This window comes from Pseudomonas sp. 9_2_1, from assembly GCF_059295275.1.
The window spans coordinates 1,577,256-1,594,692 of record NZ_CM181239.1; the positions used below are offsets into that span (position 1 = coordinate 1,577,256).

General features: G+C 62.4%; 14 protein-coding genes. 12 read left to right on the forward strand and 2 right to left on the reverse strand.

What is annotated here, in order from left to right; translation table 11 throughout:
* Window positions 1-30: 30 nt before the first annotated feature.
* The gene (gene cheR / locus AC5O5I_RS07100; protein ID WP_172288765.1) at window positions 31-858 is read left to right on the forward strand and encodes a protein-glutamate O-methyltransferase CheR; all 828 of its coding nucleotides are present in this window, start codon (window positions 31-33) and stop codon (window positions 856-858) included.
* A 71-nt stretch (window positions 859-929) separates the two neighbouring features.
* On the opposite strand, the gene AC5O5I_RS07105 is transcribed toward cheR, so the two are convergent.
* Together AC5O5I_RS07105 and AC5O5I_RS07110 are read right to left on the reverse strand one after the other, a co-directional pair.
* Window positions 930-3,677: an O-linked N-acetylglucosamine transferase family protein gene (locus AC5O5I_RS07105; RefSeq protein WP_494512261.1), complete on the reverse strand. Its 2,748-nt coding sequence runs from the start codon at window positions 3,675-3,677 to the stop codon at window positions 930-932.
* Window positions 3,678-3,956: 279 nt separating this feature from the next.
* Complete coding sequence (locus tag AC5O5I_RS07110; RefSeq protein WP_494512262.1) at window positions 3,957-6,983, reverse strand: beta strand repeat-containing protein; 3,027 nt, start codon at window positions 6,981-6,983, stop codon at window positions 3,957-3,959.
* A 397-nt stretch (window positions 6,984-7,380) separates the two neighbouring features.
* Here AC5O5I_RS07110 and flgB point away from each other — a divergent pair, with 397 nt between their 5' ends.
* The 11 genes from flgB to flgK all read left to right on the forward strand — a co-directional run bounded on the left by flgB (window position 7,381) and on the right by flgK (window position 17,432).
* Window positions 7,381-7,791 carry a flagellar basal body rod protein FlgB gene (gene flgB, locus AC5O5I_RS07115; RefSeq protein WP_172232598.1) on the forward strand — a complete coding sequence of 137 codons (411 nt, stop codon included), beginning with the start codon at window positions 7,381-7,383 and terminating at the stop codon, window positions 7,789-7,791.
* A 2-nt stretch (window positions 7,792-7,793) separates the two neighbouring features.
* Window positions 7,794-8,237 (forward strand): flagellar basal body rod protein FlgC, encoded by a 444-nt coding sequence (flgC, locus tag AC5O5I_RS07120; RefSeq protein ID WP_026034446.1) that lies wholly within the window; start codon window positions 7,794-7,796, stop codon window positions 8,235-8,237.
* A gap of 12 nt (window positions 8,238-8,249) precedes the next feature.
* Window positions 8,250-8,951, forward strand: a complete 702-nt coding sequence (gene flgD / locus AC5O5I_RS07125) for a flagellar hook assembly protein FlgD (RefSeq protein WP_172232595.1) — start codon at window positions 8,250-8,252, stop codon at window positions 8,949-8,951.
* A 28-nt stretch (window positions 8,952-8,979) separates the two neighbouring features.
* The gene (flgE, locus tag AC5O5I_RS07130) at window positions 8,980-10,302 is read left to right on the forward strand and encodes a flagellar hook protein FlgE (protein ID WP_172286027.1); all 1,323 of its coding nucleotides are present in this window, start codon (window positions 8,980-8,982) and stop codon (window positions 10,300-10,302) included.
* A gap of 133 nt (window positions 10,303-10,435) precedes the next feature.
* Window positions 10,436-10,618, forward strand: coding sequence for a hypothetical protein (locus AC5O5I_RS07135; RefSeq protein WP_172223954.1), 183 nt, complete (start codon window positions 10,436-10,438; stop codon window positions 10,616-10,618).
* Between the two features lie 160 nt (window positions 10,619-10,778).
* On the forward strand, window positions 10,779-11,519 hold the full coding sequence (locus AC5O5I_RS07140) for a flagellar basal body rod protein FlgF (RefSeq protein ID WP_494512263.1): 741 nt from the start codon (window positions 10,779-10,781) through the stop codon (window positions 11,517-11,519).
* A 46-nt stretch (window positions 11,520-11,565) separates the two neighbouring features.
* Complete coding sequence (gene flgG / locus AC5O5I_RS07145) at window positions 11,566-12,351, forward strand: flagellar basal-body rod protein FlgG (RefSeq protein WP_172223945.1); 786 nt, start codon at window positions 11,566-11,568, stop codon at window positions 12,349-12,351.
* Between the two features lie 45 nt (window positions 12,352-12,396).
* Window positions 12,397-13,092 (forward strand): flagellar basal body L-ring protein FlgH, encoded by a 696-nt coding sequence (gene flgH / locus AC5O5I_RS07150; protein ID WP_172223942.1) that lies wholly within the window; start codon window positions 12,397-12,399, stop codon window positions 13,090-13,092.
* 12 nt (window positions 13,093-13,104) lie between these two features.
* The gene (locus AC5O5I_RS07155) at window positions 13,105-14,214 is read left to right on the forward strand and encodes a flagellar basal body P-ring protein FlgI (RefSeq protein WP_172223938.1); all 1,110 of its coding nucleotides are present in this window, start codon (window positions 13,105-13,107) and stop codon (window positions 14,212-14,214) included.
* A gap of 11 nt (window positions 14,215-14,225) precedes the next feature.
* Window positions 14,226-15,377, forward strand: coding sequence for a flagellar assembly peptidoglycan hydrolase FlgJ (gene flgJ, locus AC5O5I_RS07160; RefSeq protein WP_172223933.1), 1,152 nt, complete (start codon window positions 14,226-14,228; stop codon window positions 15,375-15,377).
* Between the two features lie 12 nt (window positions 15,378-15,389).
* Window positions 15,390-17,432 carry a flagellar hook-associated protein FlgK gene (gene flgK / locus AC5O5I_RS07165; RefSeq protein WP_172286026.1) on the forward strand — a complete coding sequence of 681 codons (2,043 nt, stop codon included), beginning with the start codon at window positions 15,390-15,392 and terminating at the stop codon, window positions 17,430-17,432.
* Window positions 17,433-17,437 lie beyond the last annotated feature (5 nt).

Here is a 17,437-nt window from a genome sequence, read left to right on the forward strand (position 1 = left end):
CACCAGTGATTGAAAAGAGGCGGCAAAGTAGTGTCTACGGGTAATTTGGATTTCGAACAGTTCCGGGTCTTCCTGGAGAAAGCCTGTGGCATCCTGCTGGGCGAGAACAAGCAGTATCTGGTTTCCAGCCGTCTCAACAAGCTGATGGAACAACAGGGCATCAAGAGCCTGGGCGAGCTGGTGCAGCGCATCCAGACCCAGCCGCGCAGCGGTTTGCGCGAGCAGGTGGTCGATGCCATGACCACCAACGAGACCTTGTGGTTTCGCGATACCTACCCGTTCGAAGTGCTGAAGAACAAGGTGATCCCCGAGTTCATCCGCAACAACCCCGGCCAGCGCCTGCGCATGTGGTCGGCGGCCTGTTCGTCGGGGCAGGAGCCGTATTCCATCTCGATGGCCATCGACGAATTCGAGCGCAGCAACCTTGGCCAGCTGAAGATGGGGGCGCAAATTGTTGCCACCGACCTGTCCGGCACCATGCTGAACAACTGCAAGACCGGCGAGTACGATAGCCTGGCGATTGCCCGCGGCCTGTCGCAGGAGCGCCTGCAACGTTACTTCGACCCCAAGGGGGCCGGGCGCTGGGCAGTGAAACCGGCGATTCGCAGCCGGGTCGAATTCCGCTCGTTCAACCTGCTGGACAGTTATGCCAGCCTGGGCAAGTTCGACATCGTGTTTTGCCGCAACGTGCTGATCTACTTCTCGGCGCAGGTGAAGCGCGACATTCTGTTGCGCATTCACAGTACCCTGAAGCCGGGCGGGTACCTGTTCCTGGGGGCTTCGGAGGCGCTGAACGGGTTGCCGGACCATTACCAGATGGTGCAGTGCAGCCCGGGGATCATCTACCAGGCCAAGTAAGGGGCTTCATCCGCGCCGGGTGGCCAGGTTCGTGCATTGTTGGGCAATGCCGCGCCTGACCACCCGGTGCGCTACCTGCGTATTGCGTAAAGCTCCATCTGGGCTTTGTAGCGGTTGGGCACGGTGAAGTCGGCCACGCTGAAACCGTTGTCGTTCAGCAACGCAAGCAGCCGTTCGCGGCTGAAATTATGGTAATGCTCGATTTCCATCCAGTACGGGTTGGCATTCTCCGCATCCATTATTTTCCAGCTTGAACATGTCATGTCGGGCAGGCTGATGACCAAAATACCGCCCGGGCGTAGGAGTTGCGCAGCTTTGCGCAAGGCCCTGATCGGGTAGGGCATGTGTTCGAGAAGGTCCATCATCGATAGAACGTCGAGCGGTCGCTCGCATTGCAGCGTCATGAAGTCCTGTTGCAGCGCATCGAACCCCAGCCCCTGAAGGCGGCTGACGGCCTCTGCGCGGGCATCCAGGCCGGTGGTCGAAAACCCGTAGTCACCTGCGGTCATGACCAGCGTACCGTCGCCACAGCCGACATCCAGCCATAAAGGTTTGCAGTCACGGTTAAGCACCGACTGGAAGCCGCCCAGCAACCCTATGCTCCTCTCCACCACGGGTACCCAGAGCGCCCGTTTGTTGTCATGGTTGTCAGAAAACTGCGCAAGCTGATTGGCGTTGGCGTTGCGGAACACCTCGGCCAGGCCCGCATCTGTCCAGTAATGGCGGCTGTGCACGTGGCCGCAGGTCGGGCAGCGCATCCATTCGATAGTCGCTGGCAGCGGTTCATGCCACAGGGGGTGAGCAGCGCAGTTGGCGAAGCCAAGCGTCGTGCTCGCCCCTTCGCACAAAGGGCACGCCGTGTACGCCTCTTGCAAAGCGTGTGAGCGGGATCGCGGCTGCGCCTCAGGGGCCTGGTCTAGCGTCACCGGGCCGCAGTCTGGCACATCGATATGCTCGCCCTTCAGCCCTGGGCGATGCTGCCGGGTCATCAGTTCAATGCCCATTTCGAAATTGCGGGTGAAACGTAGCGTGTCGAACAATGGAGTCGTCAAACGGTTGGCGCTGACCTTGTTGCGCAGCGCTGAGCGATAATCGGCGTCGCTGCCGATCCGTCGGCAGATGCGCACCATGTCGTCAGGGTCGGAACCTACCAGTTCCGGCATTTCAATGGCGTTCAGCAGGCTTTCGCTGACCCGTGAGCAAAAGTGGCCGCCCTGCGAGGTGATCACCGGCACGCCAGCCCAGAGTGCATCCGATGTGGTGGTATGGCCGTTGCACACCAGGGTATCCAGCACCGCATCGGCCAGCTGCAAGCGGGCCAGGTGCTGTTCCGGCGCGGCGAAGGGGGCAAAAATCAGCCGCTGCGGGTCGACGCCCGCGCGCTCTGCCTGGCGGGTGAGGTTGGCGATCGCCGCTTCGCACTGGCCTAGCAACCAGAGTACGCAGCCCGGCACTTCCTGCAGCACACGCAGCCAGACGGCAAAGCTGGAGCGATCGATCTTGTAGGACTGATTGAAGGCGGCGAAGATCACCTTGTCTTCCGGCAGGCCGTGGGCACTGCGGGTAGTCGGGGTGGATGCAGCACCCCGTTTACGGTCGTTGCACTGATAGGAGTGCGGCAGGCGGCAGAATGCTTCCGGGTAATGCGTGGTACTGCTGTCGGGTGTGACAAAGCGGTCCGAAACGATGTAGTCGATATCGCGGCTTGCGGCGCTGCCGGGGAAGCCAAGGTAGGCTACCTGCAGCGGCGCGGGGCGGTACGCAAGGATGCCGGGGCGACCGCCGCCCGTATACAGCTTGAGGTCGAACAGGATATCGAGTCGATCGGCTGCAATCCGCTCGGCGGCCTGCTGATCACTCATGGCATCAATGGCGATGTGATGCTCAACGGCGTCGATGAAGCGTTGCCGATAGTCTGAAGTATCGAATGCGCTGTAGTCGTAGGCAAAAATTTCGAAGCGTTCCCGGTCATGGCACTCGAGCAAGCCAGCCATCAGGTGCATGGTGGCATGATTGCGGAAGTCGCAGGACACGTAACCTACCCTCAGCCGCCCCCCCGGATCGCTGGCGTTGGCAGGCGTTGGAAGTGGCGTGACCGTCGGTACCATACGACTGACGTAGGCTTGGGTGACGCCAAGGTTGCGCCCCTCATCCGGGCACCAGGTCAGGTGGGTCAAAGGGTATTCCTGCGGAAAATCGAATGCCCCTTGGTCGTACCAGGCGCCGATCTTTTGTTGCAGGGTTTCTATCCAGTCCCAGTCGCAGGTGAAGCGCGCCGGCACCAGCGCTGCGCCAATGACGGCAGGATCTTCAGGTGCCAGCTGGAGAATCTGCTTGAAGGCGTTCGACGACTCTTCATAGCAGTCGTTACTCTGCAGCAGCAGTGCTGCATGCGTCAGTAGCCGAGGGTTGCGGCTCAGCGACAACTGCAGGCGCGCATAGCCGACTGCCTCATGCTGGCGATTTGCGTTGAAACACGTCGTCACAAGCGCGTCGAGCACTTCTTCGTTGTCGGGCGCTTCCTCGTGGGCCTTGAGCAAACACTGCAGGGCCTCGTCCGTGGTTCGCATGGCTGCCAGCAGTACGCCGGCGGCTAGCCAGTTGCGCGCGCCGGCGCCGTTTTCGGCCGCAAGCCTGAATGCCTCTATTGCCTCGACCGGGCGCCCGCTGAGGCGTAAGGCCTCGGCTCTCAAGCCAAGCAGGGCAGGGTTGGCCGGTAGCTGTACCAGCAGCTGTTCAAGTTCGGGCAGGGCCTCGCAAGCATGGCCGCTATTGATCTGAGCGAGTAGCGCCTCGAGGCGCCCTTCCTGAATGGTCATAGGAGAATGGGTTTCAAAAAAAATCGCAAAATCGCGACGGGAACACACAGAGGTGTCGGAATGAAAAAAAAGGCGAATCGGCGTCACAGGTACCTGGTTGCGGCACATCCTAAAGGGGCATGGCGGAACCCGTCCACAAACAAGGGATGAGCGCAAGGTTCCGGCAGGAGCCTGCCCGAAACCGAGTGCTTGCGTCCTGTCATCACCACAGGCCCTGTCACGTATCGGTGTGGCGATACGCGCAGGGGCCAGTGATGAATCAAGTGCAGCGGGCCTGCCTTACACGTTCAGGTAAGGGATCTGGGTGGTAGAGAGCTGACCAAGTTGCGCAGAGGTCATGGAGCCAACCTGGTTGCGCGACAGTGCGTTGACCTGGGAAGTCGACAGCGTGGCGATCTGCGATGTGGTAAGCGAGCTCACCTGGGCAGTCGTCAAGGCCGCGATGTCCTTGGTCGAGATCGCGGCGACCTGAGTGGTGCTCAGCCCGGCCAGCACGGTAGTGGTGATGCCCGAGATCTGAGTGGTGCTCAGCAAGCCGATCTGGCCAGTAGACAGATTGCTGGCCAGCGCACTGACCTGCGCGTACTTCAGGGCAGCTACCTGGCTGGTGGTCAGGCTGGTAACTTGCGCGGTGGTCATCGCGCCGGCCTGCGCGGTTGACAGCGCGGCAACGTCGACCGCCTCCATGGCCTTGACCTGCGTGGTGCTCAGGGCCGCCAGGGACGTGGTCGACAACCCCGCTACCTGGCTGGTGGTCAGTGCCGCGATGTCCTTCGTCGAAATCGACTGCAACTGCGAGGTGCTGAGGCCGTTGAGCACGGTGGTGGTCAGGCCCGCTGCCTGCGAAACGGTCAGGGCACCGATCTGGCTGGTAGTGAAGCTCGACGCCAGGGCGTTGACCTGGGTGTACTTCAACGCAGCTACCTGGCCGGTGGTGAGGTTGCCGATCTGTCCGGTGGTCAATGCAGACAGCTGCGAGGTCACCAGCGCGCTGATGTCCCTGGTCTCGATCGCCTGCAACTGCGCAGTGGTCAGGCTGGCGGCGTTCAGGCCGGTCACCTGGCTGGTCGACAAGGCTGCGATCTGCCCGGTCGAGAGGTTGGCTTGCAGGGTTCCTACCTGGGTGGTCGACAGCGCGCCGATCTGAGCCGTCGTCAGTGCTGCAACGGCCGCCGTGCCCAAGCTGCCCAGTTGGGCGGTCGACATCGAGGCGATGTCTTTGGTGGTGATTGCTGCTACCTGAGCGGTGCTCAGCGCAGCCACGGTGGTGGTCGACACGCCCGCGATCTGCTTGGTCGTCAGTGCGCTGATCTGGGCGGTGCCGAGTTTTGCGCCAAGGCTACCGACCTGAGTGCTGCTCAGCGCTGCAAGCTGAGCGGTAGCCAGGGTGCCGACCTGGGCCGTTGTCAATGCACCCAGCTGGGTGGTCGACATTGCCGCGATGTCCTTGGTCTCGATGGCCTTCAGCTGGGCGGTGGTCAGGTTGCCCAGCACGGTAGTCGACAGGCCGCCTACCTGAGAGGTGGATAGCGCTGCGATATCCTTGGTGGAAATCGCCTGCAGTTGAGCGGTGCCAAGCGAGCCGAGAGTGGTGGTCGACAACCCTGCGGTCTGCGCCGCGGTGAGTGCGCCGATTTGCGTCGTCGACATCTTGGCCGCCAAAGCGCCGACCTGCGCCGTGGTCATTGCCGTGATCTGGGCGGTCGACAAGGTAGCGAGGGCTGCAGTGGCCACGGCGCCCAGTTGGGCGGTGGTCAGTGCGGCGATGTCCTTGGTCGAAATCGCCGCCAGCTGAGCGGTGCTCAGGGCGGCCATGGTCGTGGTGGACACGCCTGCTATTTGCCCGGTCGACAATGCGTTGACCTGGGTGGTGCTGAGCTTGGCGCCGAGCGTATCGACCTGAGCGCTGCTCAACGCGGCAACCTGGACTTTGGCCAAGGCACCAACCTGGGCCGTCGTCAGGGCCCCGAGCAAGCTGGTCGACATGGCGGCGATGTCTTTGGTTTCGATGGCAGTCAGTTGCGCGGTTGTCAGGTTGCCCAGTGCAGCGGTCGACAGGCCGGCTACCTGCGAAGTCGAAAGGGCGGCGATGTCCTTGGTACTGATCGCCTGGATCTGAGCCGTGCTCAGAGCGCCCAATACCGAGGTCGACAACCCTGCAGTCTGTGCCACGGAGAGTGCGCCAATCTGGGTGGTCGACATTTTGGTAGCAAGGGCACCGACCTGTACGGTTGTCATTGCACCGATCTGCGCGGTCGACAGGCTGGCGAGGTCGGCGGTAGCCACCGCACCCAGTTGGGCGGTGCTCAGGGCTGCAATGTCTTTACTTGAAATAGCTGCCAGTTGAGCGGTGCTCAGCGCGGCCATGGTAGTGGTGGAAACGCCTGCGATTTGCTTGGTCGACAATGCAGCGATCTGGCCGGTGCTGAATTTGGCGCCCAGGCTACCGACCTGGGTGCTGCTCAAAGTCGTCACCTGCGCTGTTGTGAAGGCGCCCACTTGAGCCGTTGTCAGGGCGGCCAACTGAGTGGTCGACATCGCAGCGATGTCTTTGGTCTCGATGGCCTTCAGTTGCGTGTTAGTCAGGTTGCCGAGCACGGCAGTCGACAAACCGGCTACCTGCGATGTCGACAGGGCGGCGATATCCTTGGTGGAAATCGCCTGCAACTGCGCGGTACCCAGCGAGCCGATCACGGCCGTGGACAACCCGGCGGTCTGCGTTGCTGTCAACGCGCCAATCTGTGTAGTAGACATCTTCGCAGCCAGTGCGCCTACCTGTGCAGTAGTCATGGCCGTGACCTGGGCGGTCGACAAGGTGGCGAGGTCGGCGGTGGCCACGGCGCCCAGCTGGGCAGTGGTCAGGGCGGCGATGTCCTTGGTCGATATCGCTGCCAGTTGAGCAGTGCTCAGGGCAGCCATTGTCGTGGTGGACACGCTGGCGATCTGCTTAGTCGACAACACGCCGATCTGGGCAGTGGTCATGGCGCCGGCCAGTGCACCCACTTGCGAGGTGGTCATGGCGGCGATCTGGGTGGTGGAAAATGCCCCCACCTGGGTCGACGACAGGGCGGCGACCTGAGACGAAGCCAGCGCCGCGACATCATCCTTGCCCAGCGCCTTGAGTTGCGATGCGTTGAAGGCCGCAATCGCCGCGGTGCTCAGCGACACGACATCGGAGGTCGAAAGTGCTGCAATCTGCGCGGTGGACAGTGCGCCGGCCTGAGCGGAGCTCAGGGAGGCAATATCGGATGTGCCCAGGGCCGATATTTGCTTGGTTGACAGAGCGGCGATTTGTGCCGTTGACATTGCCGTGACGATTGAGGTCATAGATTCATAATCCAGGGGGAGGGGGCGGCATCCAGACTCTCTTGCGTTGCCTCAAGGCGAGACCACGCGCGCGATGCCTGCAGATCTCATCGGCATGGCATTTTGATACTTTATGGGGATGAAGAAATATTTTGTCGTGTTTTCAGGCTGGATATTGGATCAATAAAATGGCGTCAATTTTTTGTGTTGGCGTGTTCGCCTGCCGGCGATTGCCGCTCAAGCCTGCAAAGGCGGAAAGCCTTTGCCGCTTTTCTGGCAGCTATTTGTTGCCGGGTTACATCTTGCCCGCGTAATTCCTGGCTTCGGCAGGGTTGGCACAACCCTTGCTATCCCTTGCTCAACGATATTCCGGTCAACCTCCGAAGGTTTCCCCGACATGAGCATCAGCTTCGACAAGGCGCTTGGTATCCACGAAAAGGCCCTGGGCTTCCGCGCCCAGCGCGCCGAAGTGCTGGCCAACAACATCGCCAACGCCGACACGCCCAACTACAAGGCGCGTGACATGGACTTTTCCTCGGTGCTGGCTGCCGAAACCAGCAAGCAGCAGGGTGGCCGGTTCGCCATGGACCGGACCAACAGCCGCCATATCGAAGCCGATGGGCTGGCGATCGCGGCCGACGATACCCTCAAGTACCGTACCCCGCTGCAGCCTTCGATCGACCAGAACACCGTGGACGCGCAGATCGAGCAATCGAACTACACCGAAAACGCCATCGGTTTCCAGGCCAGCTTCACCTTGCTCAACAGTAAATTCAAAGGGCTGGTTTCCGCCCTGCGGGGAGAATGACCATGTCCCTTTCCAGTGTTTTCAATATTGCCGGTAGCGGCATGAGCGCGCAGAACACGCGCCTGAACACCGTCGCTTCCAACATCGCCAACGCCGAGACCGTGTCCTCGAGCATCGACCAGACCTACCGCGCCCGCCACCCGGTGTTCGCCACCACCTTCCAGGATGCGCAGGCCGGCGGCAGCCAGTCGCTGTTCGAGGACCAGGGCGAAGCGGGGCAGGGCGTGCAGGTCAAAGGCATCGTCGAAGACCAGAGCACCCTGGAAGCGCGCTACGAGCCGAACCACCCGGCGGCGAACAAGGATGGTTACGTCTACTACCCCAACGTCAACGTGGTCGAGGAGATGGCTGACATGATCTCCGCCAGCCGCGCGTTCCAGACCAACGCCGAGCTGATGAACACCGCCAAAAGCATGATGCAGAAAGTCCTGACCCTGGGGCAGTGATAGGAAGCCGACATGACCACCACCAATTCCACCACCGACGTCGGTAGCGCCTACCTGACCTCGCTGCAGAAGCAGACCTCCAAGACCGACAGCAGCACCGGTGCCGCCGGCAGCGCGTTGGGCAAGGACGCGTTCCTGCAGCTGCTGGTTACCCAGATGCAGAACCAGAACCCGCTCGACCCGCAGGAAAACGGCGAGTTCGTGGCCCAGCTGGCGCAGTTCAGCAGCCTCGAAAGCATGCAGTCGCTGAATGATGCGGTGACCTATATCGCCACTGGGCTGCAGTCTTCCCAGGCCCTGCAGGCGTCGTCGCTGGTCGGGCGCAATGTGATCGTGCAGACCGACAAGGCCGTGGTCGACACCAGCAAGGACATGAAGGGTTCGGTCAACCTGACCTCGTCCAGCACCTCCACCTCGGTGGGTATCTACGACAAGGACGACAAGCTGGTACGTACCATCGAGCTGGGTACCCAGAAGGCCGGCAGCATCGACTTCACCTGGGATGGCCTGAACGACGACGGTGAAGTGGCCGATGCCGGCACCTACACCTTCAAGGCCAGCGCCTCGATCGATGGCCAGGCCACGGCCATGACCACCAACCTGCCGGCCTCGGTGACCAGCGTGACCATGGGCAGCAACGGTTCGGAAATGACGCTCAACCTGGCCGGCCTGGGCAGTGTTGCGCTTTCCAAAATTCAAAGCATCGGCATCTAGGGCCTGAGCAAAACGACAGGAGTTACACATGTCTTTCAATATCGGCCTTAGCGGCCTCTATGCAGCAAACAAGGCCCTGAACGTTACCGGCAACAACATTGCCAACGTTGCCACCACCGGCTTCAAGTCGTCGCGCGCCGAGTTCGCCGACCAGTACTCCAACTCCGTACGTGGCACCAGCGCGGGCAAGACCGTGATCGGTACCGGGGTGAAAACCGCTGCGGTTTCGCAGTTGTTCACTCCAGGCAACATCAATGCCACCGGCCAGGCGCTGGACATGGCCATCGATGGCAACGGTTTCTTTGCCCTGAACGACAACGGTTCGAAGATCTACACCCGTGCTGGCGCGTTCTACAGCGACAAGGCCGGTTATGTGGTGAACTCTTCGGGTGCCAACCTGCAGGGCTATGCAGTCGGTGAGGACGGCAAACTCATCCAGGGCGTGCTGACCAACCTGCAGATCGATACTTCCAACCTGACGCCCAAGCCAACCAGCCTGATCACCGAGAAGATCAACCTCAACTCGGCCGCGACCAGTCCTTCGGTAACGCCGTTCGACCCGACCAACGCCAGTTCCTACAACTTCACGTTCAATACCCCGGTGTACGACAGCCAGGGCAACGAACACCAGATGAACCAGTATTTCATCAAGGACGACGCAACCAACACCTGGTCGATGCACACCACCATCGATGGTCGCAATCCGGAAAACCCGGCTTCCACCACGCCGCTGGTCAACAATGTGCCCTTCAAGTCCGATGGCACCCTGGACAAGGATGCAATGACTGCGGGCGCGGTCACCGGTGGCCTGGCCATTGGCGAAGACAAGATCTTCCAGCTGCAGAACTGGATCCCTGCGCAGAAAAATGCGGCCGGCGAGTGGTCGGCCAATGGCGCCATCGCCAACGCCGGCGGTGTCAAGCTGGACATGCTGGGTGCCACCCAATACAACGCCTCGTCGGCAGAAATCGCCAAAACCCAGGATGGCTTCGCCACCGGTGAGCTTTCGGGGTTGAGCATTGACCAGAATGGCTACCTGTTCGCCAGCTTCACCAACGGCAAGGACAAGGTGATTGGCCAGGTGGCGATTGCCAACTTCGCCAACCTGCAGGGCCTGACCCCGATTGGCGGGACCAACTGGAAAGAGTCCTACTCCTCGGGTGTGCCGGTGATCGGCGCCCCGGACACCGGTACCCTGGGCCAGATCTCGGGTGGTGCGCTGGAAGATTCCAACGTCGACCTGACTGGCGAGCTGGTCAACCTGATCAAGGCGCAGAGCAACTACCAGGCCAACGCCAAGACCATTTCCACCGAAAGCACCATCATGCAGACCATCATCCAGATGACCTGATGATGGCTGGGGCTGCTGCGCAGCCCATCGCGACACAAGGCCGCTCCTACAGGAGATCGCGATTCCGTTGTAGGAGCGGCCTTGTGTCGCGATGGGCCGCAAAGCGGCCCCAAATTCTAAAAGGCTGACACTCATGACAAGGCTGCTGCTGATAACCCTGCTGGCCATGGCCCTGCCGCTCTCCGCCGCCCCCGCCCCGTTCTACCAATGGCAAAGCCTGGTCACCGGCCGCTACCTGTGCTCGGCCCACAACCCGGGCAAGGGCTGGGTGCGCCATGCCGGCCCCTATAACAATGCCGCCTGTCGCAGCCATTGAGCACGCCCTTGCCGCAGGCGGCAAACATCCGCCGACAAACTGACGTTTCTTGCCCCTCGTCCCGCTGAAACCCCCGTAAACCGGTCGTTTCAGACTTGGTTCGATTATTGCTTCGAACCTGCCAAGTGACAGCGCGGCAGCGACGCGCAGAGGAGATACTGTGGACAAGTTGCTTTATGTGGCCATGACCGGTGCCAGCCAGAACGCGCTGGCGCAGAAGGCTCACGCCAACAACCTGGCGAACGTTTCCACCAACGGTTTTCAGCGTGACCTGGAGCAGGCCCGTTCGATGCCGGTGTTCGGTGACAGCTTTCCGGCGCGCGCCTACGCCCTGACCGAGCGCCCGGCCACCGACTTCAGCGAAGGCCCGCTGGTTGAAACCGGCCGCGAACTGGACGTGGCGGTGACCGGCAAAGGTTTTATCGCCGTACAGGCACCGGACGGCAGCGAAGCCTATGTGCGCACCGGCAGCCTGAACATCGACGCCCTCGGCGTGCTGCGTGCCGGCAACGGCATGCCGGTGATCGGCAACGGCGGCCCCATCGCCATCCCGCCAGAGCAGAAGGTGGAAGTGGGCGCCGACGGCACCCTCAGCATCCGCTCCATGGGTGAAGACCCGCGGGTGATCGCCGAAGTCGACCGCATCAAGCTGGTCAACCCGGACACCAAGGGCCTGCAAAAGGGCCTGGACGGCCTGATCCACACCGCCTCCGGCCAGCCGGCCGATGCCGACGTCAATGTGCGGGTGGTGTCGGGCTTCCTGGAAGGCAGCAACGTCAACGCTGTCGAGGAAATGACCTCGGTACTGGCGCTGTCCCGCCAGTTCGAACTGCACGTCAAGATGATGAACACGGCCAAGGAAGGCGACGAAGCCATGGCTCGGGTTTTGCAAATCGGCTAATCACTTTTGAACGGGTGCCGTAAAACAGGCGCACGAGGAGAATTACATGCTTCCGGCTCTTTGGGTCGCTAAAACCGGCCTGTCCGCCCAGGACACCAACCTGACGGTCATTTCCAACAACCTGGCCAACGTCTCGACTACCGGCTTCAAGCGTGACCGTGCCGAGTTTGCCGACTTGCTGTACCAGATCAAGCGTCAACCGGGTGCCCAGTCCACCCAGGACAGCGAGCTGCCATCGGGCCTGCAGGTCGGTACCGGTGTGCGCATCATCGGTACCCAGAAGAGCTTTGTCGCCGGCAGCCTGCAGACCACCGAAAACCCGCTGGACATGGCAGTCAACGGCCGTGGTTTCTTCCAGGTCCTGCAGCCGGATGGCACGGTTTCCTACACCCGTGACGGTACCTTCCACCTGAACTCCGACGGCCAGATCGTTACCGCCAACGGCTACGCCCTGGAGCCTGCCGTGGTCGTGCCCAACGACGCGCAAACCTTCACAGTAGGCACTGACGGCACCGTGTCGATCACCACCGCCGGCAACCCGGCCGCCCAGGTGATCGGCAACATCCAGACCGCCGACTTCATCAACCCGGCCGGCCTGCAGGCGATTGGCGACAACCTGTTCCTCGAGACTGCCGCCAGCGGCGCGCCGCAAGTGGGCACGCCGGGCCTGAACGGTTTCGGCACCACCCAGCAGCAGACCCTGGAAAACTCCAACGTCAGCACCGTGGAAGAACTGGTGAACATGATCACCACCCAGCGCGCCTACGAGATGAACTCCAAGGTCATCTCCACCGCCGACCAGATGCTGTCGTTCGTTACCCAGCAGCTGTAAGCCGCTTCGTACTTTCGTTACACCCGTGCCCGTGAGGTAAGCGTCATGAATCGTCTGTTGTCCGTTTTCGCCCTGGGGGGGGCGGTGTTGCTGGCAGGTTGCGTCGGCCCGACGCCCAAGCCCAACGACCCGTACTACGCGCCGGTGTTGCCGCGCACCCCATTGCCGGCAGCGGCCAACAACGGTTCGATCTACCAGGCCGGGTTCGAGCAGAACCTGTACAGCGACCGCAAGGCGTTCCGGGTGGGTGACATCATCACTATCACCCTCAACGAGAAAACTTCGGCCAGCAAGAACGCCGGTTCGCAGATCGCCAAGACCAGCAAGACCGACATCGGCCTGACCTCGCTGTTCGGCAGTACCCCGAACACCAACAACCCGTTCGGCGGCGGTGACCTGTCGCTGGAGGCCGGCTACAGCGGTGACCGCGCCACCAAGGGCGACAGCAAGGCCACCCAGGGCAATACCCTGACCGGTTCGATCACCGTGACCGTGGCCGAAGTGCTGCCCAACGGCATCATTGCCGTGCGCGGCGAGAAGTGGCTGACCCTGAACACCGGCGAAGAGCTGGTGCGCATTGCCGGCATGGTCCGTGCCGACGACATCGCCACCGACAACACTGTGCCGTCCACCCGGGTGGCCGACGCGCGCATCACCTATTCCGGCACCGGCTCGTTCGCCGATGCCAGCCAGCCGGGGTGGCTGGACCGCTTCTTCATCAGCCCGCTTTGGCCTTTCTGAGTGCAGATGACCATGTTCAACCTGAGGCAGCTGTTTGCCGCAACCCTGCTGTTGTCCTGTGCCTTCGCGGCCCAGGCCGAGCGCCTGAAGGACATCGCCAGTATCTCTGGCGTGCGTTCCAACCAGTTGATCGGCTACGGCCTGGTGGTGGGCCTGAATGGCACGGGTGACCAGACCACCCAGACGCCGTTTACCCTGCAAACCTTCAACAACATGTTGTCGCAGTTCGGCATCAAGGTGCCGGCCGGTTCCGGCAACGTGCAGCTGAAAAACGTCGCTGCCGTGTCGGTGCATGCCGACCTGCCGGCGTTCGCCAAGCCAGGGCAGGTGGTGGACATTACCGTGTCGTCGATCGGCAACTCCAAGAGCCTGCGCGGCGGCAGCTTGCTGATGACCCCGCTGAAGGGTATCGACGGCAATGTCTACGCCATCGCCCAGGGCAACCTGGTGGTGGGCGGCTTCGACGCCGAAGGCCGTGACGGCTCGAAGATCACCGTCAACGTTCCGTCGGCCGGGCGCATTCCCGGTGGTGCCAGTGTCGAACGTTCGGTACCGAGCGGCTTCAACCAGGGCAACACCCTGACCCTGAACCTCAACCGCCCCGACTTCACTACTGCCAAACGTATTGTTGACAAGGTCAACGACCTGCTTGGGCCGGGCGTGGCCCAGGCCGTGGACGGTGGCTCGGTACGGGTCAGTGCGCCGATGGACCCAAGCCAGCGGGTGGACTACCTGTCGATTCTGGAAAACCTCGAAGTCGACCCTGGCCAGGCGGTGGCCAAGGTCATCATCAACTCGCGTACCGGCACCATCGTCATTGGCCAGAACGTCAAGGTGTCGCCGGCAGCGGTGACTCACGGCAGCCTGACCGTGACCATTACCGAAGACCCGATCGTGAGCCAGCCGGGGGCGTTTTCCAACGGCCAGACTGCCGTGGTGCCACGTTCGCGGGTAAATGCCGAGCAGGAAGCCAAGCCGATGTTCAAGTTCGGCCCGGGCACCACGCTGGATGAAATCGTCCGTGCGGTGAACCAGGTGGGCGCAGCGCCCGGCGACCTGATGGCCATCCTCGAAGCCCTGAAACAGGCCGGCGCCTTGCAGGCCGACCTGATCGTGATCTGAGGACGGCGCCCATGAACAGCAAAAGCCTGGTTTCCGGCAGCGCCGACAGCGGCGCCTATACCGACCTGAACCGCCTGAACGCGCTCAAACACGGCGACCGCGACAGCGAAGCCAACGTGCGCAAGGTGGCCCAGGAATTCGAGTCGCTGTTCATCAGCGAAATGCTCAAGGCCTCGCGCAAGGCCAGCGACGTGCTGGCCGCCGACAACCCGATGAACACCGAAACGGTCAAGCAGTACCGCGACATGTACGACCAGCAGCTGGCTGTGAGCATGTCCCGCGAAGGCGGCGGTATCGGCCTGCAGGACGTTTTGGTGCGGCAGCTGACCAAGGGCCGCAGCGCCTCGGTCAACACCAGCCCGTTCCCGCGTGTCGATAATGCTGGCCCGGCGCTGTGGGGCAACAAGGTGGCAGAGCCGGTACACGCCGCCGATACCACCACACGCAATGACGTCGCCGCGCTCAACTCGCGGCGCCTGGCCTTGCCCAGCAAGCTCACCGATCGCCTGCTGGCCGGTATCGTGCCAGCTGCGGCCACGGCCAACACCGCCGCCGTGCCGGCTCGCGATGGCCAGCAAGTGGCCAAGGCCTTTGCCGTGCCGGACAACGGCCTGCGCATTGTCGGCCGCGCCGTGGCCCAGCCACCGCTGGCGCCGAAAAAGGCCTTTGCCGACAGTGACGAATTCGTCGCCACGATGCTGCCGATGGCCGAGCAGGCCGCCAAGCGCATCGGTATCGACCCGCGCTACCTGGTGGCCCAGGCCGCGCTGGAAACCGGCTGGGGCAAGTCGGTGATGCGCAACAGCGATGGCAGCAGCAGCCACAACCTGTTCGGCATCAAGGCCAGCGGCAACTGGCAGGGCGAGCAGGCGCGCGCGATCACCAGCGAATTCCGCGATGGCCAGTTCGTCAAGGAAACTGCAGCGTTCCGCAGCTACGACTCGTACCAGGACAGCTTCCACGACCTGGTCAGCCTGTTGCAGAACAATTCTCGCTATCAAGGTGCGCTGGATTCGGCCGATAACCCGGAGCAGTTTGCAAGAGAGCTGCAGAAGGCAGGTTATGCGACCGACCCGGGCTATGCGCGCAAGATCATCAGCATCGCCCAGCAAATGCAGACAACCCCGCAATACGCCATGGCTGGCAGAACCACGAATCTATAAAAGGACTAAATCATGTCGAGCCTGATTTCGATTGGCCTGAGTGGCCTGAATGCCAGCCAGGCGGCATTGTCGGTAACCAGTAACAACATCGCCAACGCCGCGACCAGTGGCTACTCGCGCCAGCAGACACTGCAGGCGGCCGGCCCGTCGCATAATATTGGTGCGGGTTTCCTGGGCACCGGGACCACGCTGGCGGACGTGCGCCGCATCTACAGCTCGTACCTGGACAACCAGTTGCAGACGGCCACCTCGCTGCAGGCAGACTCGGTTACCTTCCAGGACCAGATCACCAGCGTCGACAAGTTGCTGGCCGACCGTGACACTGGCATCAGCTCGGTCCTCACTGCATTTTTCTCGGCGCTGCAGACCGCGGCGGCCAAGCCGGGTGACGTTGCCTCGCGCCAGCTGCTGCTGACCCAGGCGCAAACCCTGAGCAACCGTTTCAATGCGGTAAGCACCCAGTTGACCCAGCAGAACGCCACGATCAACTCCCAGCTCGATACCATGGCCGGGCAGGTGAACAAGCTCACCGCCAACATTGCCGAGTACAACAAGCAGATCACCGCGGCCAGCGCCTCCGGCAACACCCCCAACAGCCTGCTGGACGCACGCAGCGAAGCCGTGCGCCAGCTCAATGAGCTGGTGGGCGTGACCGTGCAGGAGCGTGAGGGCAACTACGACGTGTACCTGGGCAGTGGCCAGTCGCTGGTCACCGGGACCAAGGCCAACACCCTGTCGGTGGAGCCGGGTGTGGCCGACAAGAGCCAGGCCGGCCTGCGCATCAACTATGACTCGTTCAGCTCGGACGTGACCTCAGTAGTGTCGGGTGGCTCGATTGGTGGCTTGCTGCGCTATCGCCAGGACGTGCTGACGCCGTCGATGAACGAGCTGGGTCGGGTTGCCCTGGTCGTTGCCGACAGCATCAACAGCCAGCTGGGGCAGGGCCTGGATGCCAATGGCCAGTTCGGCAGCTCGCTGTTTTCCAGCATCAACAGCGCCACGGCCATTGCCCAGCGCAGCCTGGCCTCGTCGAACAACAGTGCCGGCTCCGGCAACCTGGACGTGACCATCGCCAACAGCGGCGCGCTGACCACCTACGACTACGAGGTGAAGTTCACCAGCGCCAACCAGTACAGCGTGCGCCGCTCCGACGGCACCGACATGGGCAGCTTCGACCTCAGTGCCGACCCGGCGCCGGTGATCGACGGCTTCAGCCTGTCGCTCAAAGGTGGCGGCCTGGCGGCAGGCGACAGCTTCAAGGTCATCCCCACCCGTGCCGCCGCGGGCAGCATCACCACCACCCTGACCGATGCCAACAAGCTGGCCTTCGCCGGGCCGGTCAGTGCAGCCGTGGGCAGTGGCAACAGCGGTACCGGCACCATCACCCAGCCGACGCTGGGCGAGTCGCTGGATATCTACGGCGGTGCCGACACCGCGCTGATCCAGCAGTCGATTCGCGACTCGATGCCGGTGCGTGTGGTGTTCGACGCGGCCAGTGGTGGCAGCCAGGGTTACAAGCTGTTCGATGCCAAGGGCACCCAGATCGGCACTGGCAGCGTGGTGCCTGGCCAGGACAACAAACTGTCCGTGGCCGTGCCCATGCTCGATGCCGCCGGCGAGCCGATTCTGGATGGCAGCGGCAAGCCGCGCACGTTCTCGGTGGAAACCACCATTGGCGGCAGCCCGGCGGCCAACGACAGTTTCACCCTGTCGTTCAACGCCGACGGCAAGGCCGACAACCGCAACGCCACGGCGCTGCTGGACCTGCAGACCAAGTCGACGGTCAACACCGGCTCCGGTGGCGGTACCAGCTTCACTTCCGCCTATGCCTCGCTGGTCGAGCGCGTGGGCGCCAAGGCCAGCCAGGCGGCCATCGACAACACGGCGACCGAGGCAGTGCTCAAGTCTGCCAGCGAAAGCCGCAACGCGGTGTCCGGGGTGAACCTGGACGACGAAGCCGCCAGCCTGGTGAAATTCCAGCACTACTACACAGCGTCGTCGCAGATCATCAAGGCGGCGCAAGAAACCTTCAGCACCCTGATCAACGCCCTGTAAGGAGT

Bases quoted from the DNA above. Each gene is read 5' to 3' on its own strand.
- flgK (WP_172286026.1), top strand. From the start codon at position 15,390: ATGTCGAGCCTGATTTCGATTGGCCTGAGTGGCCTGAATGCCAGCCAG.
- flgH (WP_172223942.1), top strand. From the start codon at position 12,397: ATGAATCGTCTGTTGTCCGTTTTCGCCCTGGGGGGGGCGGTGTTGCTG.
- flgE (WP_172286027.1), top strand. From the start codon at position 8,980: ATGTCTTTCAATATCGGCCTTAGCGGCCTCTATGCAGCAAACAAGGCC.
- flgC (WP_026034446.1), top strand. From the start codon at position 7,794: ATGTCCCTTTCCAGTGTTTTCAATATTGCCGGTAGCGGCATGAGCGCG.
- flgB (WP_172232598.1), top strand. From the start codon at position 7,381: ATGAGCATCAGCTTCGACAAGGCGCTTGGTATCCACGAAAAGGCCCTG.
- flgJ (WP_172223933.1), top strand. From the start codon at position 14,226: ATGAACAGCAAAAGCCTGGTTTCCGGCAGCGCCGACAGCGGCGCCTAT.
- AC5O5I_RS07155 (WP_172223938.1), top strand. From the start codon at position 13,105: ATGTTCAACCTGAGGCAGCTGTTTGCCGCAACCCTGCTGTTGTCCTGT.
- AC5O5I_RS07110 (WP_494512262.1), bottom strand. From the start codon at position 6,983: ATGTCAACGGCACAAATCGCCGCTCTGTCAACCAAGCAAATATCGGCC.
- flgD (WP_172232595.1), top strand. From the start codon at position 8,250: ATGACCACCACCAATTCCACCACCGACGTCGGTAGCGCCTACCTGACC.
- AC5O5I_RS07135 (WP_172223954.1), top strand. From the start codon at position 10,436: ATGACAAGGCTGCTGCTGATAACCCTGCTGGCCATGGCCCTGCCGCTC.
- AC5O5I_RS07105 (WP_494512261.1), bottom strand. From the start codon at position 3,677: ATGACCATTCAGGAAGGGCGCCTCGAGGCGCTACTCGCTCAGATCAAT.
- flgG (WP_172223945.1), top strand. From the start codon at position 11,566: ATGCTTCCGGCTCTTTGGGTCGCTAAAACCGGCCTGTCCGCCCAGGAC.